The sequence below is a fragment of the Desulfosporosinus hippei DSM 8344 genome (assembly GCF_900100785.1).
GTDB classification, from domain to species: domain Bacteria; phylum Bacillota; class Desulfitobacteriia; order Desulfitobacteriales; family Desulfitobacteriaceae; genus Desulfosporosinus; species Desulfosporosinus hippei.
The window spans coordinates 1-23,972 of the sequence record NZ_FNCP01000020.1 but is presented as its reverse complement, the minus strand read 5'-3'; the positions used below and the strand labels follow the sequence as shown (position 1 = coordinate 23,972).

Sequence of the window (23,972 nt, the reverse complement as noted above, 5' to 3'; positions counted from 1 at the left end):
TAGATTTGCTTTACAGATAATTATTTTCTCTTTAGCCGGAGTTTACCTTTGCCTTGTATAATTCCATTAAAACCAAGGGAAGAGGTACATAATCATGAGTATTACTGAGTTATCGGTAAAGAGGCCCTCGGCAGTCTTTGTCTTGCTGGCCTTATTTATTGGTATCGGTATTTTCGGCTATAAGAGTCTGGGCGCGGATTTATACCCCTCGATCAACGTACCCATCATCACTGTCACTACCGGTTATAGCGGTGCAGGTGCCGAAGAGATAGAAGAGGACGTTGTCAAACCCATTGAAGATGCAGTTTCCGGGATCAGTGGAATTGATACCCTGAAGTCAATATCCAAAGAAGGTATTGGACAAACAATTATAACCTTCACTATGGAAACGGATATGAATTCAGCCTTTTTAGACGTGCAAAAGGCAGTGGATGGTGCCTCAGGCAAATTGCCTGAGGATGTCAATTCCCCGATTCTCACGAAGATTGACATGGATGCCCAGTCTGTCCTGACTCTGGGCCTCACCGGGACGGTCCCCTATGATCAACTCCAAAATGAAGCAGAAAAGATTAAAGAGGATTTGGCGAAGATACCCGGCATTGGCCAGGTCAGCCTTCAGGGTGCCGAGGATAAGCAGCTGGCCATTCGCTTAGACAAAACGGCTCTGGATTATTACCAAGTTAATGTCAATACCTTGCTGACAAAGCTAAAGACGGAAAACAGCAATCTCCCTGCCGGCCGGATAAGTCTGGATACCAGCGACCAAGCCGTTAAGGTAGTGGGACAGTTTAAAGATATCGATGAAATTAAGAATTTGTTAATTCCCAACTCGGAAGGAGGGACAGTTCGGCTGGCAGATATTGCCCAGATCCAGCTGGAATATCCCGACCAAGAACAAATCTTAACCTTGAATGGAACCAATGCCTTGGGCATCAGCATTCAAAAGCAAAGTGATGCCAATGTTGTCGAGGCTGTGAATAATGTCAAAGCTGAATTGCTGAAGATTCAAGCACAGCTGCCAACGGGAGTAAGTGTCACAGTAACCACGGATAGTACTACTTTTATCAACGATTCTCTGGAAGATGTTAAATCCAGCCTTGTGGAAGGAGTCATTACAACAGCTCTTGTACTCTTGCTGTTTCTGCGGAGCTGGCAGTCATCCTTAGTTGTCCTGGTGGCCATCCCCACCTCCTTGGTTTCCACCTTCTTTATGATGTATGCCTTTGATTTTACCTTGAATATGATGACCCTGATGGCTTTATCCTTGAGTATCGGTATTCTGGTGGATGATTCCATTGTGGTTCTGGAGAATATCCAGAGACATTTAGGCATGGGGAAAAACCCGAAACAGGCAGCCATCCAAGGGCGCAGGGAGATCGGTATGGCAGCAATCGCCATAACTCTCTGTGATGTGGTCATCTTTATTCCCGTAGCCTTTATGTCGGGCATGGTGGGCCAGTTCTTTAAAGAATTTGGCCTCACCGTTGCCGTGGCATCCCTCTTTTCCCTTTTAGTCTCCTTTACGGTAACCCCCATGCTGGCTTCCCTATTTCTAAAAAAGAAGAATCCTGAAGAAGCCGGAGAGCTTCAGCCGGAAACCAAAAAATCAAGAAGATTTCCCCCTGTCCTGGACCGGGCAAATGAAATGTACAAGAAGTTATTAATCTGGTCCCTGGATCACAGGTGGAAAGTTGTCAGTCTGTTAATTGCCGGCTGTATTCTGGCTGTCTCCTTACTGCCCCTGGGTTTTATTAAAACTGAGTTTACCCCCCAAAGTGATCAAAGCCAGATCTCCATTGAGCTGAATCTTACTTCGGGTTCCGGTTTAAAACAAACAGAGGAAAAGGTCAGCTTGGTTGAAAATCAATTGCAGACTATGGCTGAAGTGAAGGATTATCTCACCACTGTGGGATATAACTCGGATAAATCCTCAGCCAATATTATCGTCAAGCTGGTGGACAAAAGTGAACGGCAAAAGAGCCAGACTGAAATTGCCACAGAAATGCGCCAGTGGGGGAATACTCTGGCGGGTGTTCAATTCAGCGTTTCTGAAGCTCAATCTGCCGGTGGAAACGGCAAACCCGTTCAGCTAGTCATCAGTGGAGAGGACCCGGCTGTTTTAAAAGAGTTGTCCTACAAAGTAGAGGATATCGTCAAAGCCACCCCGGGGACGGCGGACGTCACTAATTCCGAGCGAACCAGTGAGAGCGAGATCCAGGTGAAGGTTGACAGGCTGGCGGCTGTTCAATACGGAGTAAATACGCCGGATATTTCTACGGTTCTCAGAACCGGACTCCAGGGATCGAAGGCCGGCATCTACCGGCAGAACGGGAATGAATATGATATTGTCCTCCGGTTTATGGATAACCAGATCCAAACTCCCGCTGATTTGGGCGCCGTCAAGGTTCAAAATTCGGCAGGAGAACAGATTGCTCTGAATCAGGTAGCAGCCATTGAGTATGCCGAAAGTCCTTTAAAACTATCCAGAGAGGATAGAGAGAACATCGTAACCATCTCAGCAAATTTACAAAACAGTCTCCTGGGAGATGTAACTACGCTCATTGAAAACCAACTGGAGGGTTTTAGCCTGCCTGATGGCTATACGATAGAATTCGGCGGCAGTCAGGAAAACATGGCCGAGAGCTTCAGCGCCCTGATTCAGGCCCTGGTTGTGGCGATTGTTCTGGTCTATGCCATTCTGATCATTTTGTATGAATCCTTTTTGACTCCCTTCATCAGAATGCTTTCCTTGCCTTGTGCAATTATCGGGGCCTTTGGCTTGCTGGCTTTATCCGGGCAATCCTTGAATATCCTGTCCATGATCGGCCTGATTTTGCTGGACGGCTTGGCATCCAAGAACGGAACCTTGTTGATTGACTATACCCAAACCTTGATGAAACAAGGAATGCCCCTGCGAGAAGCCCTGATCGAATCGGGAACCACTCGCTTAAGACCCATCCTGATGACTTCAGCAACCATGATTGTCGGTATGCTGCCCTCGGCGCTATCCAGCGGGGCCGGGAGTGAAATGAGGAGCGGAATGGCCATCATAATTATCGGGGGCATGATTACATCGACAGTTTTATCCCCCATTGTTCTGCCGGTAGTTTATACCTTGATGGATGATGCTCGGCAGTATCTGGTGAAACGAAAGAAGCCAATTCTAACGATCAGGGAGGTAGAAGATTATGAAGCATATTAAAGGGCTGGGCCTAGGTTTAGGGGTAGTGATCTCCGGAATAATCTTGGTTGCCTTAATATCCGGTTTCGGAAATAAAGAAGCAGAAGTTGTGCCATCAATAAAAAATGTCACAACAGTGACAGCAAGTGCAGCCACCCTGACAACGGAAGTGGAATACGCCAGTATTCTGAAGCCGGTTCAAGAAGTGAGCGTTTCCTCCAAAATAGCGGGCAGGGTTGCGACAGTTCAGGTTGAGGCCGGTGATAGAGTGGAAAAAGGTCAGGTGCTGTTTACCTTAGACTCGGGGGACTTACAGGCTCAGCTTCAGCAACAGCAAGCCAATCTGGAGGTAAGCCAGGCCAATTTGGCCAAGACCGCAGGCTCCGCTTATGATCAGCAAGTCCTGCAAGCCGAGCAAACCGTGGAAAACAAACAAATCACTTATGAGGATGCCAAGAAAAAATATGATCTGAATCAACAATTGTATGACAACGGAGTCATCGCCAAACTGACTCTGGATGACTTCCAAAAACAATACGCCAGTGCAGAGGTGGATTTGAGAACGGCCCAGGATAATCTGAAACTCCTCAAAGAAAAATCCGGGCCGGATTCAGTCAGCGTGGCTTCAGCCCAAGTCAATCAAGCTGCTGCCGGAGTTAATTATGCTTCTGAGCAGCTGAAAAATACGGTGATTACCGCACCCATTTCAGGAATAGTCTCCGGGCGGAATGTGGATGAAGGGGAGATTATCTCAGGCTCCACCGCTGCTTTGACAATTATTGATACAGCTACCATGATGGCCGAAATCAGTGTGCCGGATAAAGTGGTGGCTAAGATTGAAAAAGGAGAAATCATTGCTCTGAAAATGAATGCTCTGGAAAACAAGGTTGTAGAGGGGGTGGTTGACTATATAAGCCCTAATGCGGACAGCAAGTCTAAGGCTTATACGATCAAGATTCTGCTCAATACTACGGATGACTTAAAATCAGGTATGTTCGCCAGAGTTGTCTTACCTGAAGCCGTAAAAGAAAATGTCATGACCGTCCCTAATGAGGCCATCAAAATTGAAAACAGTGGGTCAGTTGTTTATCTGGTTGCCGAGGGTAGTGTAAAAAAGGTCCAAGTGACCACCGGGTTAGCTAATGACAGGTTTACGGAGATTATCGATGGCTTGAAAGCCGGTGATCAGGTCATCACTGAAGGACAGATTTTTCTCAATGAAGGGGAGAAGGTTAACGTGTTGAGTGGTCAGTAAGGGTTGAGCGGGGTTAGTGGAGTGTTTTAAAATCATCAAAAGGGTGCGAGGGCTAGCGGAGCATCCTGGAATTGGTGCACCGCTATCTTCCGTAGGAGATATTCAGACTGACTATCGGTTTCTTGTCTGTGCAAATCACCTTATATTTTACAGGTGCGAAGATGGAATTGTTTTCATGTCGAGGATCTTGTACTTCCGGCGGGATTATATGCGGATATTGATCAATGATTTACGGAAGAATGAAAAATAGAATTTAGCTTTGAATTGTCAGCGTGTAGGCTGGCAATTTTTTTGCCTATTATCGGGAATTATTGGGAAGATAGCTGGGTGATGTGCAGGATTGCAGGGGGCAGCGTTACTTCATTGTAAGATTATAAGAGCTATATGTTTCCTCGGATAATGCACGTGGAGACGATAATAGTGCTATATCGGGGTTGATTGCAAGCCTTGATATCAGCGGGTTTGAGAAGTGTATGTTCTTTTTATGGTGACAGAGTGTTCGGGGGATATGGAGACAGGCAGTATCGTGATAACTGTCTGGTATTTTTGTTTCTTTATGGAATATTTTACGATCTTAGGAGGAATTCAAGAAGGAATGTGGAAAGTAAAAGATGGTAAATGATCTAGGGGTATTTCTCGAACCTCTCCACTTGAAACTATATTTTGCAACTGCTATTCAATCGTAGCCTGGATGAAAGAATGGAATCGGGAGTCACTCTTTTGGCTGGAAAACAAAAAAGCAAAAGTATGAAATCAAGATTGTGGTTGTCCACTCTTTTGCTATTAGAGTTAGCTTTTATAATGTAATGGGGTTGGAAAAATGCATCAAACCAAAACATATAAAGTCACAGTAATAGAAGATTGTGAGAACAATTCGGAACAACAGAACAATAATTCTTCCGATAGTAGATTGAATTATGATGCTCTAGATGAGATAAAACAAATAAGGGAAGAAGATAAGAGACTATTCGATTTAACTTCCATTTCAGAGTGCCTCAATATTGCTATGCATGAATATGATTTGGAAAGGAATAAAAAACAGAGTTTTGATAATAGAGCAGGCATAATAATTCCTGTTTTCGCAGCAATTGGGATTGCAATTTATAATATTATTTCTGTAAAAGATATTATTCATAGTATGTCTCAACCTATTACATTCGTTCTCTTGCTCCAGATTGTTACAGGATTGATGGCTTATTTTAGCTTAATATCATCATTTGTATTTGCAGTTAATGTCATTTCAGTAAAGCCATTTGAAAACTTTGATATTAAGATTATTGATAGTCAGTTTATTTCTATGGCAAAAATTCAATCTGGAAGCAAACTACTTGAAGTTTATTTAAACTTGGTTCGCATACATCGAAAGAGAAATGAACAAACAGCTAAAATGCTTGCACGTAGTCAATGGTCAATGATAATTTCTATAATACTTATAATGGCTTACTTGATCTTGAAGTAAGAAAGGAGGCAAAAGAATGAGCAAGAATAAAAGCTTAAGTGATGACTTAGAACTTATCTCTTTAGATATTGAAACAATTCGATCTGATGCGGGAAAAAGATCCGATTCAAACTCAAACACAAATCAGTCGGGAATTGAAATGTTAAACGAAGGTTTTGGAATTAGTTTGGAGTATTTCACCAAAAACAAGGATAGTAAGGAATCCTCTGACAAGGTTGATTAAGTTTTTATATCCGATACTAGTGTTAATGGAACGAAGGAGGAGATGGAATGACTCGAAAAACAAGAAGTGATTGTACAGTTGGAACCTTCGAAAAGAAAGAAGGCCTGCCACCTGGTACAATAAGAAACGAAAATGGAAGAGATACTCGAAGCGACAAAAAGATTGGTACCATAAGAAAAGAAGGAGATAAGAAGTAACATAGCTGACCCCGTTTATCAAACGGGGTTTTACTTATTCATCTACAACGAGAAGGTAGATCTACATAGATAGTTGGAACATATTTGTTAGGAGTAACGGATCATGCATAGTTGGACAATTGATGATGATGTTGTGACCTTGTATTTATACAATTATGGGGATTCTAAAATTGGCTTTTCAATCAAGGAGATTGGAGAAAAGTTAGGCATGGGAGTTAATAGTTTGCGAGCCAGAATTGGTAATTTCAAGGCAATTGAAGGTCAGGGAGGCTTTTCTCACTACGCTAAACAGTCATTTCAAGTCTATAATAAGTACCATGGACTTTCAGAGTTAGAATTACGAAGACTAGCTTTAAGTGTTCTTGAAAAGGCCTAATGACAGTATTTATAAACCCCTCGCGCTTATAACCTTCGAACTGTCCGTTTGTACCACCCTTATGCTCAAAGATCACCTATCAGGGCGAACCCTGCCAGAGTGGCAGTCAATGAGACAGGTATGTTTTATTAACAAATTAGAGAAAGGCGGATGAAATATGAATAAAGAAACTACTAATTCCGGATATATTAACAAAAATAATCAAATCAACATTGGGCGAACAAAGGAACAGGGAACAGATCATGCGCATTTATTCAATTGAATGTCAAAACTGTAACTTCATGTACAAAGCGAATGGGTCGGGTATCTGACAACGAAAGGGCCCCCGCTAGGATTAAGTCTCGGTAACCATTGGCATTCTGATCCATAGCATAGTCACTCGCCAGGGTGGCTGTCTGTGAGCGGTACGTTTTTATATATAAACAGATAAGAGACAGGCGGAAAAAACATGAATAAAGAAACAACTAAACCGGGCTATGTTAACAAAAATAAACAAATGAACATTGGGCGAACAGAGGAACAGGGTACAGATCATGGGCAATGGTTTTACTCGATAGAATGTCAAAAATGTAATTTCAAGTATAAAGCCAATGGATCGGATATCTGGCAACGAAAGTGTCCCAATTGCCAAGGCGGACGACCTTGATTAATCCGCCAAAGCCCCGCCGGGGCGGCAGTCTCTTAAAACAGGTTCGTTTTTATATGTGTAGGTTGCTTGTATCTCTACCCTACATAAATAGTACTTCCGGTTCTTGGCGTGGCTTCACGGGGTGGCTGTCTTAACCAGGTTTTTGAGATATGTAGTATCGAGAAAATAAAATTTCTGGTTCACTACGATATGCTTTTATGCGCCTGATAACAGTTTTATGTCCTTAACTATATATACTGCCTTCCCGGAAAATGTAACGAGGTGAGAACCCATTGTTTACAGGGCTTGTAGCCATTCTCGTTACACTAATTCGGGAAGGAAGGATATATTAAGACCAAATGATTATCACACCTGTTTTTGATGATTGTGGAAAATCTTAATCTATTTGATAGAAATCAAATCACTCCGCATGCTCCTGCCTCACGCCCCTTGATAGGTTCTTTACAGTATCCAGTGGAAAACTTGAAAAGACTTTGTTTATCTAATTTGGTGGGAAGGAGAGTCTATAATGGATGAATTAAGATATGCAATTGAAATCTTAAAGCGAAGAAAAGTCAAGATAAATACGCATTCCTTGTTTTATGATTCTGGACTCATTTTATACTTAATACATAAAACAACCAATTTTGCTGAAGTAGAATGGTTATTAAATGAGTTGATTTCCTTAGGGTTTAAAATTAGTAAAAGGATATTTTGTCTGATACTCTATGTTGTTGAAGATTATACGGATGTTATATACATGTTAGGGTTACGAGAAAAATACAATATTTCTCTAGGTTCTAACGAATATGCAAATCTTTTAGCGGCTACAAACAACCTGATTGAAGCTCAAAATGTGCTAGATCACATGAAAAAGGAAAATGTTGAGTTTTCATTATTAAATTATGGATTACTTATAGAAAAGTCTTCCTCTTATTATGAGGCCAAAACTTTTTTTTATGACATAAAAAGAAAGAACATTGATCTCAATACGAATATTTATCACCAATTACTGGCGAAAATGGATAGCAACAATTTCGACGAAGAAATAGTGAAGGAAATGTTGAATTTGGGATTCAATTATGACGAAGAAACTTATCAATTGTATAAGGTTAAGTCCAGTTTTCGAACCAATTCGTCCTTTAGACAAGGCTTAAGTGAAAAATTTCGAGATATTTTACTTCCTGATATACTCAAAAAGTTAGAAATTGAAACATTTGATGATGTTGATATAACTTCACCTGCAAAAATTCAGAAAAACCCTTTTCAATCCTCATCAGACGATTCTCGAAAAAACTGGACTGAAGAGGAGGTAAACTGTATTGTCAGCGATTATTTCGATATGCTTGTCAAAGAAATGAATGGACAGACTTATAGTAAAACAATGCATCGCAGGATTTTAAAAATGAAGCTAAAGAATAGGAGCGACGGTTCAATAGAATTAAAGCATCAAAATATTAGTGGCGTGTTGCTTGACAATGATCTACCCTATATCGTTGGATATAAGCCTAGATTCAATGCTCAAGACCTTCTCAAACACGTAGTTCTAGAAAGGTTTAAAGTTGAAATACTAGACACATACCAAGATAGAGAAGTTGAAGTCAATAAAAATGAAAGTTCGAGCTTAATAGGGCGTAGTTTTAATGAATTGATTGAACAGGCACCAGAAACTTCACCCGCAAGGAGAAATAGCAGAAGAAATGTTTCTCCTGGAAAACCTGACTTTGCTGAGAAGGAACGAAATAATAAATGCCTAGGTAATGCAGGGGAAAATTTCGTGGTTAATTTAGAGAGACGAAAACTAGTGGGAATTGGAAGGGCTGATTTAGCAGTTACATGGGTTTCAAAGGATAAGGGTGACGGATTAGGATATGACGTTTTGTCATTTGACAAGAATGGTAATCAAATACTTATAGAAGTTAAAACAACGAACGGTGGCAAATCAGTGCCTTTTTATATATCTGATAACGAACTAGACGTATTATGCAATAACCTTAGCTGTTACTTGATTTATAGAGTATTCAATTTCAGAAGAGACCCCAAAGTGTTCATATTAACTGCCCAGGATTTTTTGGAATTATTGAGAAAACCCCAAAACTTTGTTATTTATCCAACAAAATCTAATGCCTGATGTTTCCGTGCCGCAAGTACAACATCCCCTAATAACTCGCCCGCCTCATTCCCAAGATAGGGAAGGGAGTACCGGATTGGTAAAGAGTCAATGAGGCAGTTAAGTGATTTTCTGGGTAGTGGAGTATATAGACAAGAGTTGAGCAAAACCTTTATTGGTTGAACAATGACTTTGACGCTGAAATAAGCGTCTAATCTATTACCTTCATAATCGATGGAGGAATTTGGGGACGCTTGAAGAATCATTTGGATAAATAGCAGATTCTGAAATGAAATTCTCAGAATGGCTTACTAGTAGTAGCACTTGAAAAGGCGAACCAATAAAGGTGAGGAGTTCTGGAGTATACTCTATTCCTATTGGTGATGCTAAGTATTTATAGCTAAGGGGCTTTATCTATGACCGTTCAAGTAATATGTAATCTAAAATGGATTTCTGGAGGAAGTCTAATCAAACATAAGTATGTAAATGGACCAGGTGTTTATTTACTTGTCCATTCAGGTTCGGTAAACCGAATTATTTATGTTGGTACAACTATCAATTTTGAAAACCGCTGGTTTGAGCATGCAGAAGGTATGAAACGAGGAAACCGAGCGATATGGAGAGTACGTCCTGACCAGGATATCTATGAATTAATGAGTCACCGCGGTTCTAAAGATTACTTCAAATACTATAGAAAATTAGCGTTAGAAAACAAACTGTGGGCATCTACAAACGTTTTGAGACTTAACCCTAAAAACGATTTAAACCCAGAAGACAACTTCAATGACTCCTGGTTTGATTATGTTGTAGAAGAATTCATGCCAAGAATTATGCTTTGGGCTTGTAGAATGGATTCTAACTATGAATCAGCTACTATTTTGGAATCACAAATTCAAAAAGCTATTTCAAAGTACTTTAATATTGGAACACATATAAATAAGCCGGATATGAATTGGTTAGGAAAGATTGAGAATTTGTCGAATGCAAATTTGTTTTTTGAATTTTTGAATTACCCCAATGTTGACAAAACTACCCATGGTTTGCTGCAGAATCTAGGTTCAAGGGTAAATGCAGGAATAGAATGGAAGATGCCCAAGAAGATACAAAAGATCACCAAATTAGAAAAAAAGATAGCTAGACAACTACATACATTTGCCTATTCTAAATGGATTTACAAAGAAGATGCTATTTTGACATTCTTGATTACAAGAAAAGCTTCGCTAGAGGATATGACAAGGTTGTTACAGCGTGCACCTGAAGAAATCGAAGCTAGAATTAAATGGCTTAAAAAATGGGGAAGAATAAAATAACTGAATAAAGAGAATCACTGGCTAACTACCAAATCATGGTGCATCTTTAAAGGACGATAACTGGCTTGGTAAAGATGAACTGAAACAGTTCGGCGATGTGCTTGGGTGGAGTGAATCGCTAGAATAGAGTCAAGTTATACCATTAGCGTTTGAGTAACGGTTTTGACGCTGAAATATGCGTCTTATTTATATTGTATTTAATACTGTGGAGGGATTTAGGTACTTATGAAGAATATTTAGATAAGTGGTGTACTATTTGCGGCTTTATTGTGACCAGTCTTCGAAAGGAGAATTTATTATGGCAGCCTATAAAAATTCAGGATTAAGTAAAGCTTAATAACGGCTTCATACCAAAATCATACTAGATTGCTTATTATGAAAGAATTATGTGATCTAAATCCAAAGATATCTGCCAAAAGGTATCCACCGACTTGCTGGGTGCAGCCTTGTTCGTTAGAAAAACAAGAGGATTAAAAACGCTTTTAGGTACTTTGGAATGATATAAGTAGATATAAATTCAAGTGTTAAAATCCTCCATGACTAAGAACTTATTGAAAAGATATTTTGGATGGGCTTGTCGTGTACCCCATAATATGATCAATTACGATCAGAAAAGATGATATTTGATTGAGAAGATCTTGGCTAAGAGGACTTAGAAAGAAAAGCTAAATTAACGCATTTACTTCTAAAAATATCACCGAAACTACTGGGAGGTATGGATATAACTGGTTTATTATACGTCGTAATTATACAAATCATTGTTATTTTTCTTCTGTTTGGGTTTATTTTCAATGGTTACTATGGTTTTAAAATATTAAGTAAACGAAAAAATTCCGATCTGTATGAAATATGTGATCGTCTAAAATCATATATGGAAGTCAAGGCAAAGATATGGATATTAATTGAAAGTCCCTTTATGTCTTATAGAAACCCAACTAATTTGAATGTCTTTACTCGGATGTTCAAAATGTTTAATACAATTTCATGTACTGGACCTTTATTTCTCGTCTCTCAGCAATACCCCAAACTCTTGAACTGGTCCCTTGCCCATGAGATTGCTCATATAAAATATCGTGATTCTATGATAATAAATAAGTTATTGCATTGCAGTAGTTCAAAAGTACTTAAAGCGGTTTCGGTTCTTATAGAGCTTCGTGCAGATGTGACTGGGGTAAAGGCGGCAAGGGATACGGGCTTAATTGTATATTCCGATTTAGAAAATATTCACAAAATGCTTGGAGAAAACAATCCATATTTCGACGGATATCCCTCAAATGAAGATAGAATAGTTTTTCCTGAAGAATATGAAGAATTTTGCCCAGAATTAATCGATAAAATTATGATGCGTATATGTAATGAATTAGAAATTAACGATCCATTTGCTTTTTCACAAGAAGTCATACGAATATTTACAGACATTAAATTTATAAATGTAGTAAAACAAATGTTTAAACGTTAATTTTGAAGTAATTTGATGAAGGATATTAAAAGAAAAACAATAGCCAATCGTTCTAAGTTGCAAACTGATATTCGGGTATTCTATGCAATATCAACGAAGGGCATATAGACTACGACCGCAAAAGCTAATTAAGGTTTACTAATCAACCCCCTTTTTCCCTCTAGGTAATCAGAATCTTACGATCTTTCCGCCCCATAGCAAACTCAGACTTCGGGCAATCCCGACAAGGTGGGTGCCTTCTCCTCGGCTTGTACCAAAAATCTTACACGCATAAGATTCTTGGTACAAGCCCGGTGGGTCTGACTTTAATTTTTTTGGTTTGCGCTACATCGTTTGAAGTCCATGAGCACGGTTTTTAATGTCAAAAGCTGTTTTTCCATGCACATAGTTATTAAGACACTACCCGTATTCGCCGGAATGGATCCCTTGGTTTCTGTTCCGGTCAGGTTCATGGAACCTCTCTTTTCATAAGCAAACTCAGAGAAAGCATTGCTTGAAGGATGGTGATAGGATGATAAATAGATTGCAAAAAGGTATATGGATTTTGTCTATTTCTGCACCAATTTGGTTAGGGTTTGCTATCTCATGGTGGGTAATGAAAAAGACATGGATGCCAAGCGTCATTGCGGTCGTAGTAGCTTCTGTACTAATAGCATTTTTAACAATGTCTTTTAAAAATGCACTTAAAAGGTTATCATTAATAGAGATACATGCCAAGAAAGTAACTCAAAATGATAGACCTGTAATTTTATATATGATTTCTTATATTTTTCCTTTTGCTAGCATTGCATTTGATAAATATAATCCTTTGCTATTTTTTGGATTTGCTAGCTTGGTGTATTTATCTATGATATTTTCAAATTCTATGTCTGCGAATCCCTTGCTGTTTATTATTGGTTATCATTTCTATGATGTTGAATGTGAAAATGGTATTGGAAATTATTTGCTCATGACAAAGGTAATAATCAGAAATAAGGATGAGGTTGGCGTTGTCAACCGAGTGACAGAATACTTTCTGATTATGCAGGAGGGTAAAGATGTTTGAAAATAAATCATTGTTTGCAATTCTTGCTCAGGATGGAACAGAGCAAATCACTAGAATTGAGCTTACAAAAGATACTCAATCGGATATTTGTGAACTATTTAGCGATTCTTATAATGCTTTAGTGCAAAACAAATCACAAATCGCTTTTACCGGTACATATAAACCGGACAAAGAAGAAATATTAAGTATTTCAAATTTTGAAATGCAAGAAAATATAATCAATGCAATAAAAAATCCTATTGGAGTTACAGCATTTCAGCCTAATCTAAAAAAGCTTCCAGATATAAAAACTTTATTTGTGGGGGAAAAATCAATTTCCAATCAAAAAGGTAAGAAATTTACCATAGCTTTTCAGAGATTTCGAAGAGACCAGTATATCAGCAGAAAAGGCATCAATCTTTACCATGATAAAGATACTTTTGATAGGGATAAAAGATACGGAATAACAATAAATGATATTGTGGACTGTGTTTATGATGACAATTTTTTAATTTTTGATTCTTATTATTTTGCGCGGCAGATATTTGATTTATCTGAATATTACAGAGTTGCTACCAACACTGATGTTGAGACATTTATTAATAATCCTAAAATAAAGATTGAAGATAGTTCTACATTCAAATTACACGCAGATTCTTGGGTCAGAAGAAAGATTGCATTAATTGACGATTCTGGGATCTTCAATAAATTTACTGTAAAACAAATCAATGACAAGGCGAAGAGCATTGGAATGACACTTTCGGTTAAAAAGGGTAAACTGAACCTTCCAAGTGATAAGAAGGAATTGAAGAATGTACTGAAATTCTTGGATGATGAGATTTATAAAGGAATATTTTCTGACGAGCTCTTGCAGACAAATTCTAAGAGAAAAGCTGAAATTTAAAAGGACAGTATTAGGAAATCAAGTATGATACCCAGCATAAATAAACTCATAGATAATGACCCAAAGATACAGCATAGGGCGATTGTAGTCACTTCTTAAAATTCAAGAGTTATTAATTGTAGGGTCTGAGTTTAACAGTCATAAAGCTGACGGCATTGTCTGTCCATAAATAGCTGGATATAATGATCATGACGATATAGTTGCGAAAGGAAAAGAAGGCTCTGTTAGAAGTACGAGTAATGCCATATTCTTAAGTATCTTCTTTAAGTTTGACCCGCCAAGGCCCAAGACCGGGCCTTTGTTTTCGGTGAAAAAAAGTTATTGGTGTTAAGCGGTAAAGACTTCTCCCGAACCATTCGAGTTAACTGAACTAATAAGGAAAGCGTCCCCTTTGTGTAAGCGTTGTGCTCCGCTTGAAATTCTTTCCGTTATAAACAAATAGAAAAATCGACAATCGATGGTATCATATTTCTAGAACACCGTCGCAAATTAGATAATGGAGAATTCTCACTTAGTTTCACTGCCATTCTGTAGAGAGAAATCTGATCTCAATTTATCTTTCAGTGCGCCGATTAAGTCCGGCCCCTTAGCTACTCTATCAGTTCCTCCTAATTTTGTGTATAGCGAAAAGATTTCTGAAGCGGTTTCTATAACAAAATCCTCTGAAACGGAATCTGGGAATAAGGAAACAACGTCTTTTGAAGTCGCATTTACTTTTTTTAGCAATTTTGCGAATACAGCATAAAGCACGTAGAATTTTATATCAGATGATTGTGTTGTTGTATAATCACATTTTGCTTTTAGAACGCTTTCAATTCGCTTTCCAATATATGCTATGTGGTAGAATACATCTAAATCTTGATCAGGCTTATATAACGCATTATAGCGAGTATCATCTGCTAAAAGGGTTGATGGTCTAGCCCTAGCGTCATTAGGACTTTGCAATAAAACGGATATGAGACATTGCGATAAAAATGGCAAGCTAACTATTTTGGCAGCCTTTTTCCCATTGTTTTTATAGTGATTCTTCCGCCTGTCATAATACAGGTCTTTTCCTTTAAAATACATTTCTATTTGTCTATGGATCGTATCTGTCGCCCGTAAAGAGGATTTTTGAATAGGTGTTTGATTGTTAGTTGCAAATATTATTTTATCCCTCGAATCCTCTGTTGTTGGTACAATTACCCTAACTAGTAGATCCCGATATTCATTTTCAAGACGTTCTTGATATTTTGTGAAATAGTTATAAATTTCTGTGGAGGTCTGTAAGCCGTTAACAATTTCTGGATCGCTTAGAACCAATGTTTTTCCTGTCACAAGGGTTGCATTTGAAGCGATAATTGTTGCGCCATTATTCAGCCACCAGAAATTTTCACTAGCAGGATTTTCTAATGTATCATGAATATCTTTATTGACAGCTATATTACCTTGGTAATCCCGAACATTTGCTTCAAATATGTGTCGAACAAGCTCTTTGTTTTCGTTTACCATAAATTTATAATATTCAGCAAGATTAACTAAGGCTACGAATACTTTCGATGAAGCATTTGTCAGAGGATTTTCAGATAATAAAAGAGTAAATTCATTATTTGCAATTTTATTAGCAAGTTCATATAACTTATCTGCACCAATAAAGCTTACATCTACAGAAGTTAATGGGTTCGGAAAAAGTCCTTTGACTAACGAGCACAACTCCTCGGCTTGCTTTTGAACATTTGGATGTACTTCATGTCCCTTAGTAACATAGCAAAATCGAATATTAATTTTTGGACTTTTCCTAACGAGACTAATATATACATTGCGAAAATGATCAAATAAAGCTCGCACTTTAGAATTATATCTATCTTTGAATAAGTCAATATTCTTGTCCATATCAAATAAATTAGAACAAGTAGTTTTCCATTTCATTAAAGCATCTTCACCAAAAGATGTAGTGTTCTTGCCCTGAAATATATAAAAGTCTAAAGTTGCTCCTTTTTTTATTTGTTCAAATGTAGTTACATTCTCATCAATCAAAGATCCGTCTGCAAATAAAAAGATGCCATCGCATCCTCCGTCTAAAGAAGCGTCGCATAATCCATTTTCAATTTCTTCATCGCTTAAATCGTATTCCTTTAATACTTGTGAAGCTGCGAAAAATTCAAAAAAACATCTTCGCGCAAGTATTGTGGATTTTCTTCATGCTCCTGCTTTATATAGGCATTTAGAAGAACTTGTGTATTTGTTAACCCATTAGCCATTTCAGCAATACCTCCATCTAACGTTACTTCGCTTCAAATTCTATCCGCAGGCTGGGATCTGTTTCCTTCTCGTCAATAATAGCATTATATTTTCCAATAATCTCTGCAAGTTTTGCGTTTCGTGCTGTACCGTCAAACAGGCTGTGCTCGTTAACATTAGTAGAAAGAAATTGCTGGATGTCCCATACTTCAATTCGTCCGCTTAAATCAGCGTCCGTAGCAAGGTCAAGTGCTGTACGAACACGGTTAAAGATAGTAATGATTACCGGAAGGCAACCGGCGTGGATATTCATTTTGCATTTCTGTATTAACGGCTCACCGGGGGCGGTGGTGCAATGAAAAATTGTATTGCTGATTACAAAATCGCCGCTGCGGTCAGTCGTGGAATCAGCAACTGAAGCGCCATGAATTTCAAATTTGCCTGGCGGAAGTAACAGAGATAGCCTGGCAGCGACAAGATGTTGAAGCATCGTGCCTAAGTATTGTGTGCCTGGGTTTTCTTTCTGGCGCTTTTTGGCTTGTTCGAACAGTTCGTCCAAACTTGCTCCAATCGTCCGAGATGGATCGGCAGTCAAGGTAAAGGGAAGGTTGTTAAAATAATCGCGGACCTGCTCGGCCCAAAAACTTTCTGCATCGTCAAAATTGATGACTTCGGCTGCATGCCAAGCATTAAGAAACTCTAGGTACTTGATCATAAGTCCCATATTTCCGCGGCTGGTGCGACCCCCTTCAGAAGCTAAAGTACGATTAATGCCATATTCTTCAAGTATCTTCTTTAAGTTTGCCCCGCCAAGGCCCGCGACCTGGCCTTTGTTTTCTGTTAAAAAGTCATTGGGGTCAAGGGGTAAATTCTTCGCCCGAACCATTCGAGTTAACTGAACTAATAAGGAAAGCGGCCCCTTTGTGTAAGCGTTATGCTCCGCTTGAAATTCTTTCAATCGGTTGGTTGCGCTGTTCATCATAGATAACCTCCGCCAGTTTTGTCAAAAAAGATTTACCGATAAATGAAGCGACAGGAAGCGCGACAGCGTCTCCCATAGCTTTATAACCGTCGTTGTTAGTACCGGGAAGGATGTAACTATCCGGTGCGCCCATCAGACGGGCGGCCTCGCGTGGGGACAGTAGTCTCGCGTGCAGATCTCCATCTTTTTTGACAATCAAAAACTGTTTACTGCTGCCGCCTTCCGGCGTCCTCAGGCAACCAGCTATTCCGTCAAAACGGAGTTCTAAACACTGTTTTCCGTGCCTTGTGCGACGATAACCCGTTGCCACAATCTCGTCAAACTCCTCCAGCTTTTTCTGATGATGGGGTGGTATAAGCTTCAAGGCATCGTCTTTGTCATAGGGCAGATTGAAGTCAATCATGTCAACAAGGCTTTTTTTTCGCTTGGGCGGCTTGTCGGTGCGCCACCATATCCAGTGGGGCAAAGTACGGCCAAGAGTAACGGCAGCTTGATTATGTAACCAGTTAGGCCCGGAGTCACATAATTCAGAGGGAATGGGCATGTCCTGCCTGATCGCAATCACAAAAACCCTCGGTCTGGACTGCGGAACGAAAAGCGCTGCGTTAATCAAGATGGCACCGCTCTTATAGCCCAATCGCAATAAGGCATAATGAAGTTTTATGTAGTTTGCGCCGGTATTTGAAGATAATAAGCCTGTAACGTTCTCAATTAATAAAAGCGCCGGTTTTTCCGGCATTTCCTCTAATATGCGCAGCCATTCCCAAACCAGACCGCTGCGTTCCCCGTCAATCCCACCCAGGGAGCCTGCCAAGGACAAATCCTGGCAAGGAAAACTTGCCCAAGATAAATGAGCGTAAGGCAAACCAGTCCCGGATATGTTTTTGATGTCATTCAGTACAAAGTGCTTGCTTGTGAAATTTTCCTTGTAGACGGCAGCTTTCTTAGAGCAAATATCATTTGCCCAAACAGGGCGGAACATACCTTTTAAACCATAAGCAACTAAGCCGCTTCCTGCAAAAAACTCATGCATTGTCCATGGAGCAGACGCTAAATTGACTTTATGATCCTTTTTCCCTGATTGCATAACGTCTACCTCCGTTCATTTGAAGTAAAATAATTATAATAACCAACCAAAGTGATTTGTTTATTTTCACAAAGGTGGAGATGTCAACTTGTTAATCATATAGTATCAAACATATGTTCTTGGTACAATATTTTTTTCTTGCTAATTTGTCTGTTTTCTCATAAAGATCCGAAGTGGACACGACGGTTTTTTCCCTCTGCCCCTCTCCCATACCTTGCAATCCCCGCCAAAAAAGCTATAATTAGAAATAGGTGGAAATTGAAAAGTCGCCGTGACCTGAAAGTGTTGCAGCACTTCCAGGCACGAGCAGGTGAGTTGGCACCTACACGTAACAGACTGTCCACGACGACATTTTCATTATACAATGCTGCCCGTTTATGCACAAGCAAGCTGCTTGAGCTGCAGGTGAAGCGAGTGTAATGGGACGTCGGCAGGGAGCAGACTGTGCGGCTTCACGCAGCAGGAGATTCAGCCTATTCCTGACCCAGGCAGCAAGGAACTGTTCGCGTATCGGTTATGCGGACTGCTTTTCTGTTCACAGTCGGTTTGCTTCCGGTTGATGTGGGTTGGGTGTTTAGGATTCAGCAAATAACGAAGCTTAGCGCATGTGTAGGGTGAAAAAAACCTCGCATGCGCTTTTTAATTTCCCCTATAAAAAGCAAGACGGCAGGTTCGGGTCATGACCTGGAGCTTTGCGCTGCTTGAAATAGGGGGGATAAATTAGGATGCCGGATTTTAAAATCATGTATTTTCAGCTTGCGGCTAGAGTCGCAGATGCCCTGGATATCCTTTTAAAAGCACAGCAGGAGGGAGAAGGAGAATTTATGGATGAAGAGCCGTCTCCTGGGCTCAAAGTCATTGCCATTAAAGATGAAAACCGTGATTCTGAATAGGGAAATTCAAAGATATTGGAGGAGATTGCGATGCAAGACTCAGTGTTGAATCAAGCGATGGACGAATGGGAAAAGTCAAGCGATGATCCAAAGATACGCGAAGAATATTATGATAGACGCAAGGCAGTTCTTGATGAAATGGCTGCGGTTAGAGAAGCTGAACTGAGGTTACGAGAGGCAATAAGGCAAAGTAAAAAAGAAGGTAGAGAAGAAGGCAGAGAAGAAGGCAAAAAAGAAGGCAGAGAAGAGGTAAAAAAGAAAGTAACAAAAAGACTTCTTGAGAAGGGTATGGATTTTAAGGCAATCTCCGACATTACAGGTATGTCCGAAGAGGAGATAAAGAATTTAAGATGACACCAATCCATGACAGTTTAGACCGAAGAGCGCTCAATTAAGGGTGCTCTTTTTCTACTCGGCGGAACGTCTAACATGCTGTCATATATTGTCGTTCCGCGCAGGTTCCTCTAATATTGGAAGGAAGAAATTCCGTAAAAACAGGGCACGGCTTATTCAGAAAATCTACCATGTTAATCCTCTATTATGTCCGAAGTGCAACGGCTAAATGAGGATAATATCGTTTATTGAGGATGAAGTTGCCATAAAAAAGATATTGATTCATCTTAATCTCTGGCTGTCGGACAACCATGACCCTCCACCTGGCAGCATTATGCTTCAAGTTCAACCGCACAGAAGCTTTAAGTGGTGGGAAGCTGTTAACCAACAGCTCAATGTTCCTCAAAAATACCTTGATATAGACCATCAAATAGATTAAATCGTATATGTGTGGAGGAAAATAAAATTCCTATCCAACATAAATTTTTTATAAAGTTTTTAAAATTGCTTTATAGTATATTTAAAACTATGAATTAAAATAAACACATGAGAACAGCAAGAGCGGTTTATGATAAAGGGAAAAACAATGTTAAAAATTATCAAGGAAGAAGGTGAACAAAGTTGAGATCAAACCATGATTTTCGTAAGTTTTATCATCGGCTTCATCAAGAAAAGTTGCATCATGAGAAATATCGTCATTTGAAGCACGGGGAATTCCCGGACTGGAATTACGAGGAATTCCGCAGCATGCGCAGATCCATGAAGTTTTTCCGCCCCATCGGTTTCCTTTTAACTCTGTTTCTTTTATTCCTGCTGTACTATTGGATGGGACTGAAGGCCATCGGTGTAATTTTTGCACTTATTCTTATTACCAAGGAAATGGTCCACTTTATCTTTTACCAGCGCTTGGAAAAGAAGGTCTTTAAGCCGATCGAACAGCTGAAGAATGGATTCACCGAAATCGGCCAAGGCAATTATAATGTGTCGATTCAGCCAGAGGTTCAAAATGAGTTTGCGCAGTTAATTCATTCATTTAATGAGATGGCCCTTAAACTCCAGGAAAGCGAACGAATCAATCAGGAGTATGAGGAAAACAGAAAGAATTTGGTCGCGAACATTTCTCATGATTTAAAAACGCCGATCACGTCGATTCAGGGCTACCTGGAAATGATCATGGAGGGATATGTTACCCAGCCGGAGCAACTGAATCCGTACCTGAAGACCATTTACAGTAATACCGTGTATATGAACAAGCTGATTGATGACCTGTTTTTATTCTCTAAACTGGATATGGACAAATTAAACATGAATTATGAAATCCTGAACATCCAAGCCTACCTAGAAGATTTGGCAATTGAACTGAAGTTTGAATTTGAAGAAAAGCAACTTGAGTTTTCCTACCGGGATCAGACAGACCAGGATTATCCGGTCAGGATTGACGGGAAACGGGTCTATCAGGCAATCAGGAATATCGTGGACAATGCTGTGAAATATGGTCCGGAGCAGGATTTAAAAGTGGTCATGGAGTTATCTGAGCAGGAGGAGTATGTTTGCATCAATATCGCAGACAATGGTCCGGGAATTCCGGCCGACCGGCTCCCGCACATCTTTGACCGATTTTACCGGATTGACCTTGAACGTTCCAAGGATTTTGTGAGTACAGGGCTGGGGCTGGCGATTGCCAAAGAGCTGATTGAGGCCCAGGGAGGAAAAATAACGGTTGTCAGTATCAGCGGGGAAGGGTCCCGTTTTACAATCAAGCTGCCTGTTCAGAAATAGAGGTCATGAAAGTGGGTGGGAGATCATGAAAAGTGTCCTGATCGTTGAGGATGATTTAAATATTGCGGAGATGGAGCGGGATTACCTGCAGCTAAACGGCTATAAGGTGGACATCGTTATGGATGGGGAGGCAGGGCTACAGAAAGCTCTCACCGGGGTCTATGACATTCTGATTGTGGATTTGATGCTGCCGCAAAAAGATGGTTTTACGATTATCAAAGAAGTCCGGCGGAAGCTGGAGATTCCGATTATCGTTCTGTCGGCCAGGAGTGAGGATATTGATAAAATCAGGGGACTGGATTATGGGGCCGATGATTATCTGACCAAGCCTTTCAGTCCAGCGGAGCTGATGGCCCGCATCAAATCCCATTTAAACCGCTATGAACGCTTGACGGGCAGGAATTCAGCTCTGGAAATCATCAATTACCGCGGGCTGGAAATCAATACAGCCGCCCATAAAGTCTATGTCAACGGCAAAGAAGTGCAGCTCACGGCCAAGGAATACGAACTCTTGCTCTTTTTCGCCTCCAATCCCAACCTGGTGTTCAGTAAGGAGCACCTTTTCGATAAGCTTTGGAGTGCGGAATACTATGGTGATCTGGCAACTGTGGCCGTTCATATCCAAAAGATCAGGAAGAAGATTGAAAAAGATCCGGCCAATCCGGAATATATAGAGACCCTCTGGGGAACCGGTTACCGCTTTAATTCCTGAAGACTTATAAGTTCAGTTATCAATCGTGCATCTAATGAGCATTAAAAGAAAAAGTGCAAAGTAGTCAGAGGAGTGTTGATTTATGAGTGTAAACGTTAATTTGAATCGCTGCGATGGCTGCGGTGTCTGTGTCAGCAAATGTCCGGCTAAGGTACTGGCCTTAAAAGAAATCAAGCAGGAGGACTATGACCGGCTTGGTATGTTTGGAAGATTGAAAATCAAAGTCAAGGGTAATTCAAGAGCTTATGTCATTAAGGCATCGGCCTGCACCCAGTGTAGAAAATGTCAGATTAACTGCCATGAGCGGGCGATTAAAATAGGGTGAATCTCCTAACCCCTAATGTCAAAGGAGCATGTGCTCCTACGTTTTAAACGTTTGGTGACATGCTCAGAAGAAAAAAAGAAAGTTACAAAAAAACTGCTTAAGAAGGGTATGGATTTTAAGTCAATCTCCGACATTACAGGTATGTCTGAAGAGGAGATAGAGAATTTAAGATGACACCAATCCATTGACAGTTTAGACCGAAGAGCGCTCAAATAAGGGTGCTCTTTTTCGATTTAATGATTCGCAATTGCAGTAACATACCTGAGTTAAAGAGTAGTTACATTATTCGAAGGTATGAATACTGATGCAAGGGTCGTTTTTCAAGACGAAATATCTTTTTTCCCGGTCAATTATATTAGCAGCTTTAAACTCTTTAAGTGCCTGAATAACCATAATACGCGAAGAACCGATCATATCAGCTAATTCTTGCTGGGTGATTTTTAGATCTATCAAAGTCGAGGTCGGCCTTTCTTGTCCATATTGTTCAGCTAAACGATAAAAAAGTTGCAACAATCTCTCTTTAACGGGTAATCCAGATTCTTTTCTTAATTTCAACATGGTTTCATAACGTTTTTGCCCTAAGTAGCCAATAATCCTCAGGGCAAACGAAGGATCTTGTTTGATTAACCCTTCAAATTGGAGTTTACTGAAACAGCATATGCAAACCTCTTCCATAGCTATGGCGCTTGAGTGTGCATTTTGTTCTTGATATAAGGACAATTCACCTAAGACTTCACCGGGGCCGCATACATCCAGTATTGTTTCATGGCCATCCTCGGCAGTTTGTACGAGTTTCAGCTTACCCGATTTTATTAGGTATATGGTACTTGTTGCCTCTCCTTGACGAAAAAGGTAGTGTCCTCTGGACAATCTCTTTCTATTCGTACATTGACACAAGTTAGTAAATTGATCTCGTTCTAGTCCCTGAAATAGGTCCAATTGCTGCAGACAGATAATGCAATGCTTCATGCTTTTCCTCCTCATGCATAATAAGGGTTGCTAAAATAGAGTGTATCAGAGAAATGTCCAACAATACTAAAACCTGAAATGCACAATAATCCCGCCTGTCATAAGCGGGATTATTGTGCATTCAGGAGATTCTACAGAAGCACCTCTACCTTTTCTGCCTTAAATAAAACCAGTTTCTCTTCTATACATGCTTTGCCTGTGAGCCTGTAGCCTTTGGGGCCACCTTCCATCGTTGCTATTACAACCTGCATCATTCCGTTATCTTTGATGTTTTGTTGAGTGACCTCCATCTTGTAGATACCAAACCCTAGTATATCAGCTTCTCTTATTTCTGCTACTTTTCCTACTACGATCATGTGCGGTTCTCCATGGACAGAAACAGTAGTGATGGGAATAAACGGAGCCTTTGATATTACATCTTTAATTTCTTGAGTTATAACCATTAAACTCACTCCTTGTAAGATAAATATAGGGTTCAGGTTACAAAACGAACCCGAACGTTCCTTGATAATTGACTCCAAATTGTTCAGATGAATTAGTTGACAC

The 23,972-nt window shown here is 39.9% G+C and carries 27 protein-coding genes; 21 read left to right on the top strand and 6 right to left on the bottom strand.

Going from position 1 to position 23,972, the window contains the following annotated elements; genetic code table 11:
- Positions 1-94 precede the first annotated feature (94 nt).
- The 14 genes from BLS16_RS15865 (at position 95) to BLS16_RS15810 (ending at position 14,126) form a co-directional block, all read left to right on the top strand.
- On the top strand, positions 95-3,202 hold the full coding sequence (locus tag BLS16_RS15865; protein ID WP_092334657.1) for an efflux RND transporter permease subunit: 3,108 nt from the start codon (positions 95-97) through the stop codon (positions 3,200-3,202).
- Positions 3,189-4,436, top strand: a complete 1,248-nt coding sequence (locus BLS16_RS15860) for an efflux RND transporter periplasmic adaptor subunit (protein WP_092334656.1) — start codon at positions 3,189-3,191, stop codon at positions 4,434-4,436. The genes BLS16_RS15865 and BLS16_RS15860 overlap by 14 nt, the downstream gene beginning before the upstream one ends.
- A 16-nt stretch (positions 4,437-4,452) precedes the next feature.
- Positions 4,453-4,686 (top strand): type II toxin-antitoxin system RelE/ParE family toxin, encoded by a 234-nt coding sequence (locus BLS16_RS15855; RefSeq protein WP_143015543.1) that lies wholly within the window; start codon positions 4,453-4,455, stop codon positions 4,684-4,686.
- 219 nt (positions 4,687-4,905) lie between these two features.
- On the top strand, positions 4,906-5,058 hold the full coding sequence (locus BLS16_RS23740) for a hypothetical protein (protein ID WP_176786196.1): 153 nt from the start codon (positions 4,906-4,908) through the stop codon (positions 5,056-5,058).
- 198 nt (positions 5,059-5,256) lie between these two features.
- The gene (locus BLS16_RS15850) at positions 5,257-5,895 is read left to right on the top strand and encodes a hypothetical protein (RefSeq protein WP_092334655.1); all 639 of its coding nucleotides are present in this window, start codon (positions 5,257-5,259) and stop codon (positions 5,893-5,895) included.
- A 16-nt stretch (positions 5,896-5,911) separates the two neighbouring features.
- Entirely contained in the window at positions 5,912-6,118 is a 207-nt protein-coding gene (locus BLS16_RS15845) for a hypothetical protein (RefSeq protein WP_092334654.1), read from the top strand.
- Positions 6,119-6,165: 47 nt separating this feature from the next.
- Complete coding sequence (locus BLS16_RS23735) at positions 6,166-6,315, top strand: hypothetical protein (RefSeq protein ID WP_176786195.1); 150 nt, start codon at positions 6,166-6,168, stop codon at positions 6,313-6,315.
- 103 nt (positions 6,316-6,418) lie between these two features.
- Positions 6,419-6,691 (top strand): hypothetical protein, encoded by a 273-nt coding sequence (locus BLS16_RS15840; RefSeq protein WP_092334653.1) that lies wholly within the window; start codon positions 6,419-6,421, stop codon positions 6,689-6,691.
- Between the two features lie 448 nt (positions 6,692-7,139).
- On the top strand, positions 7,140-7,337 hold the full coding sequence (locus BLS16_RS15835; RefSeq protein ID WP_092334652.1) for a hypothetical protein: 198 nt from the start codon (positions 7,140-7,142) through the stop codon (positions 7,335-7,337).
- A 511-nt stretch (positions 7,338-7,848) separates the two neighbouring features.
- The gene (locus BLS16_RS15830) at positions 7,849-9,450 is read left to right on the top strand and encodes a protein NO VEIN domain-containing protein (RefSeq protein WP_092334651.1); all 1,602 of its coding nucleotides are present in this window, start codon (positions 7,849-7,851) and stop codon (positions 9,448-9,450) included.
- A gap of 395 nt (positions 9,451-9,845) precedes the next feature.
- A complete protein-coding gene (locus BLS16_RS15825; protein WP_092334650.1) occupies positions 9,846-10,739 on the top strand; it encodes a GIY-YIG nuclease family protein in 894 nt (297 codons plus the stop codon).
- 715 nt (positions 10,740-11,454) lie between these two features.
- Positions 11,455-12,198, top strand: coding sequence for a M48 family metalloprotease (locus tag BLS16_RS15820; RefSeq protein WP_092334649.1), 744 nt, complete (start codon positions 11,455-11,457; stop codon positions 12,196-12,198).
- 511 nt (positions 12,199-12,709) lie between these two features.
- Positions 12,710-13,243: a hypothetical protein gene (locus BLS16_RS15815; RefSeq protein ID WP_092334648.1), complete on the top strand. Its 534-nt coding sequence runs from the start codon at positions 12,710-12,712 to the stop codon at positions 13,241-13,243.
- Complete coding sequence (locus BLS16_RS15810) at positions 13,236-14,126, top strand: hypothetical protein (protein ID WP_092334647.1); 891 nt, start codon at positions 13,236-13,238, stop codon at positions 14,124-14,126. The genes BLS16_RS15815 and BLS16_RS15810 overlap by 8 nt, the downstream gene beginning before the upstream one ends.
- Positions 14,127-14,633: 507 nt before the next feature.
- Here BLS16_RS15810 and BLS16_RS15805 read toward each other — a convergent pair.
- The 4 genes from BLS16_RS15805 to BLS16_RS15795 all read right to left on the bottom strand — a co-directional run bounded on the left by BLS16_RS15805 (position 14,634) and on the right by BLS16_RS15795 (position 18,415).
- Positions 14,634-16,142 carry an AIPR family protein gene (locus tag BLS16_RS15805; protein ID WP_092334646.1) on the bottom strand — a complete coding sequence of 503 codons (1,509 nt, stop codon included), beginning with the start codon at positions 16,140-16,142 and terminating at the stop codon, positions 14,634-14,636.
- A 98-nt stretch (positions 16,143-16,240) separates the two neighbouring features.
- Positions 16,241-16,366, bottom strand: a complete 126-nt coding sequence (locus BLS16_RS24655) for a hypothetical protein (RefSeq protein WP_282433758.1) — start codon at positions 16,364-16,366, stop codon at positions 16,241-16,243.
- Between the two features lie 23 nt (positions 16,367-16,389).
- Positions 16,390-17,328: a DUF4928 family protein gene (locus BLS16_RS15800; RefSeq protein WP_242876316.1), complete on the bottom strand. Its 939-nt coding sequence runs from the start codon at positions 17,326-17,328 to the stop codon at positions 16,390-16,392.
- On the bottom strand, positions 17,279-18,415 hold the full coding sequence (locus BLS16_RS15795; protein ID WP_092334644.1) for a DNA cytosine methyltransferase: 1,137 nt from the start codon (positions 18,413-18,415) through the stop codon (positions 17,279-17,281). Before BLS16_RS15795 ends, BLS16_RS15800 begins: the two co-directional genes overlap by 50 nt.
- 725 nt (positions 18,416-19,140) lie before the next feature.
- Between BLS16_RS15795 and BLS16_RS23730 the strand changes: the two genes are divergently transcribed.
- From BLS16_RS23730 to BLS16_RS24055, 7 genes are all read left to right on the top strand, one after another.
- Positions 19,141-19,308, top strand: a complete 168-nt coding sequence (locus tag BLS16_RS23730; protein ID WP_176786194.1) for a hypothetical protein — start codon at positions 19,141-19,143, stop codon at positions 19,306-19,308.
- A 57-nt stretch (positions 19,309-19,365) separates the two neighbouring features.
- The gene (locus BLS16_RS15785) at positions 19,366-19,662 is read left to right on the top strand and encodes a hypothetical protein (protein ID WP_242876315.1); all 297 of its coding nucleotides are present in this window, start codon (positions 19,366-19,368) and stop codon (positions 19,660-19,662) included.
- 208 nt (positions 19,663-19,870) lie between these two features.
- On the top strand, positions 19,871-20,080 hold the full coding sequence (locus tag BLS16_RS15780; protein WP_092334642.1) for a hypothetical protein: 210 nt from the start codon (positions 19,871-19,873) through the stop codon (positions 20,078-20,080).
- A gap of 182 nt (positions 20,081-20,262) precedes the next feature.
- Positions 20,263-21,420: a HAMP domain-containing sensor histidine kinase gene (locus BLS16_RS15775; protein ID WP_092334641.1), complete on the top strand. Its 1,158-nt coding sequence runs from the start codon at positions 20,263-20,265 to the stop codon at positions 21,418-21,420.
- A gap of 25 nt (positions 21,421-21,445) precedes the next feature.
- Positions 21,446-22,132 (top strand): response regulator transcription factor, encoded by a 687-nt coding sequence (locus BLS16_RS15770; protein ID WP_014902315.1) that lies wholly within the window; start codon positions 21,446-21,448, stop codon positions 22,130-22,132.
- 82 nt (positions 22,133-22,214) lie between these two features.
- Entirely contained in the window at positions 22,215-22,457 is a 243-nt protein-coding gene (locus BLS16_RS15765) for a 4Fe-4S dicluster domain-containing protein (protein ID WP_092334640.1), read from the top strand.
- Between the two features lie 15 nt (positions 22,458-22,472).
- On the top strand, positions 22,473-22,631 hold the full coding sequence (locus BLS16_RS24055) for a hypothetical protein (protein WP_207649765.1): 159 nt from the start codon (positions 22,473-22,475) through the stop codon (positions 22,629-22,631).
- A gap of 108 nt (positions 22,632-22,739) precedes the next feature.
- On the opposite strand, the gene BLS16_RS15760 is transcribed toward BLS16_RS24055, so the two are convergent.
- Positions 22,740-23,426 (bottom strand): Crp/Fnr family transcriptional regulator, encoded by a 687-nt coding sequence (locus tag BLS16_RS15760; protein WP_092334639.1) that lies wholly within the window; start codon positions 23,424-23,426, stop codon positions 22,740-22,742.
- Between the two features lie 131 nt (positions 23,427-23,557).
- Positions 23,558-23,972 (bottom strand): pyridoxamine 5'-phosphate oxidase family protein (locus tag BLS16_RS15755; protein WP_242876314.1); only part of this gene is annotated, 415 nt, incomplete at its 5' end.

What these genes read in the sequence shown, in the direction of transcription:
- BLS16_RS15865 (WP_092334657.1), top strand. Translation starts at nt 95, where the DNA reads ATGAGTATTACTGAGTTATCGGTAAAGAGGCCCTCGGCAGTCTTTGTC.
- BLS16_RS15860 (WP_092334656.1), top strand. Translation starts at nt 3,189, where the DNA reads ATGAAGCATATTAAAGGGCTGGGCCTAGGTTTAGGGGTAGTGATCTCC.
- BLS16_RS15850 (WP_092334655.1), top strand. Translation starts at nt 5,257, where the DNA reads ATGCATCAAACCAAAACATATAAAGTCACAGTAATAGAAGATTGTGAG.
- BLS16_RS15845 (WP_092334654.1), top strand. Translation starts at nt 5,912, where the DNA reads ATGAGCAAGAATAAAAGCTTAAGTGATGACTTAGAACTTATCTCTTTA.
- BLS16_RS23735 (WP_176786195.1), top strand. Translation starts at nt 6,166, where the DNA reads ATGACTCGAAAAACAAGAAGTGATTGTACAGTTGGAACCTTCGAAAAG.
- BLS16_RS15840 (WP_092334653.1), top strand. Translation starts at nt 6,419, where the DNA reads ATGCATAGTTGGACAATTGATGATGATGTTGTGACCTTGTATTTATAC.
- BLS16_RS15835 (WP_092334652.1), top strand. Translation starts at nt 7,140, where the DNA reads ATGAATAAAGAAACAACTAAACCGGGCTATGTTAACAAAAATAAACAA.
- BLS16_RS15830 (WP_092334651.1), top strand. Translation starts at nt 7,849, where the DNA reads ATGGATGAATTAAGATATGCAATTGAAATCTTAAAGCGAAGAAAAGTC.
- BLS16_RS15825 (WP_092334650.1), top strand. Translation starts at nt 9,846, where the DNA reads ATGACCGTTCAAGTAATATGTAATCTAAAATGGATTTCTGGAGGAAGT.
- BLS16_RS15820 (WP_092334649.1), top strand. Translation starts at nt 11,455, where the DNA reads ATGGATATAACTGGTTTATTATACGTCGTAATTATACAAATCATTGTT.
- BLS16_RS15815 (WP_092334648.1), top strand. Translation starts at nt 12,710, where the DNA reads ATGATAAATAGATTGCAAAAAGGTATATGGATTTTGTCTATTTCTGCA.
- BLS16_RS15810 (WP_092334647.1), top strand. Translation starts at nt 13,236, where the DNA reads ATGTTTGAAAATAAATCATTGTTTGCAATTCTTGCTCAGGATGGAACA.
- BLS16_RS24655 (WP_282433758.1), bottom strand. Translation starts at nt 16,366, where the DNA reads ATGGCTAATGGGTTAACAAATACACAAGTTCTTCTAAATGCCTATATA.
- BLS16_RS15800 (WP_242876316.1), bottom strand. Translation starts at nt 17,328, where the DNA reads ATGATGAACAGCGCAACCAACCGATTGAAAGAATTTCAAGCGGAGCAT.
- BLS16_RS15795 (WP_092334644.1), bottom strand. Translation starts at nt 18,415, where the DNA reads ATGCAATCAGGGAAAAAGGATCATAAAGTCAATTTAGCGTCTGCTCCA.
- BLS16_RS23730 (WP_176786194.1), top strand. Translation starts at nt 19,141, where the DNA reads ATGCCGGATTTTAAAATCATGTATTTTCAGCTTGCGGCTAGAGTCGCA.
- BLS16_RS15785 (WP_242876315.1), top strand. Translation starts at nt 19,366, where the DNA reads ATGGACGAATGGGAAAAGTCAAGCGATGATCCAAAGATACGCGAAGAA.
- BLS16_RS15780 (WP_092334642.1), top strand. Translation starts at nt 19,871, where the DNA reads ATGAGGATAATATCGTTTATTGAGGATGAAGTTGCCATAAAAAAGATA.
- BLS16_RS15770 (WP_014902315.1), top strand. Translation starts at nt 21,446, where the DNA reads ATGAAAAGTGTCCTGATCGTTGAGGATGATTTAAATATTGCGGAGATG.
- BLS16_RS15765 (WP_092334640.1), top strand. Translation starts at nt 22,215, where the DNA reads ATGAGTGTAAACGTTAATTTGAATCGCTGCGATGGCTGCGGTGTCTGT.
- BLS16_RS24055 (WP_207649765.1), top strand. Translation starts at nt 22,473, where the DNA reads ATGTCAAAGGAGCATGTGCTCCTACGTTTTAAACGTTTGGTGACATGC.
- BLS16_RS15760 (WP_092334639.1), bottom strand. Translation starts at nt 23,426, where the DNA reads ATGAAGCATTGCATTATCTGTCTGCAGCAATTGGACCTATTTCAGGGA.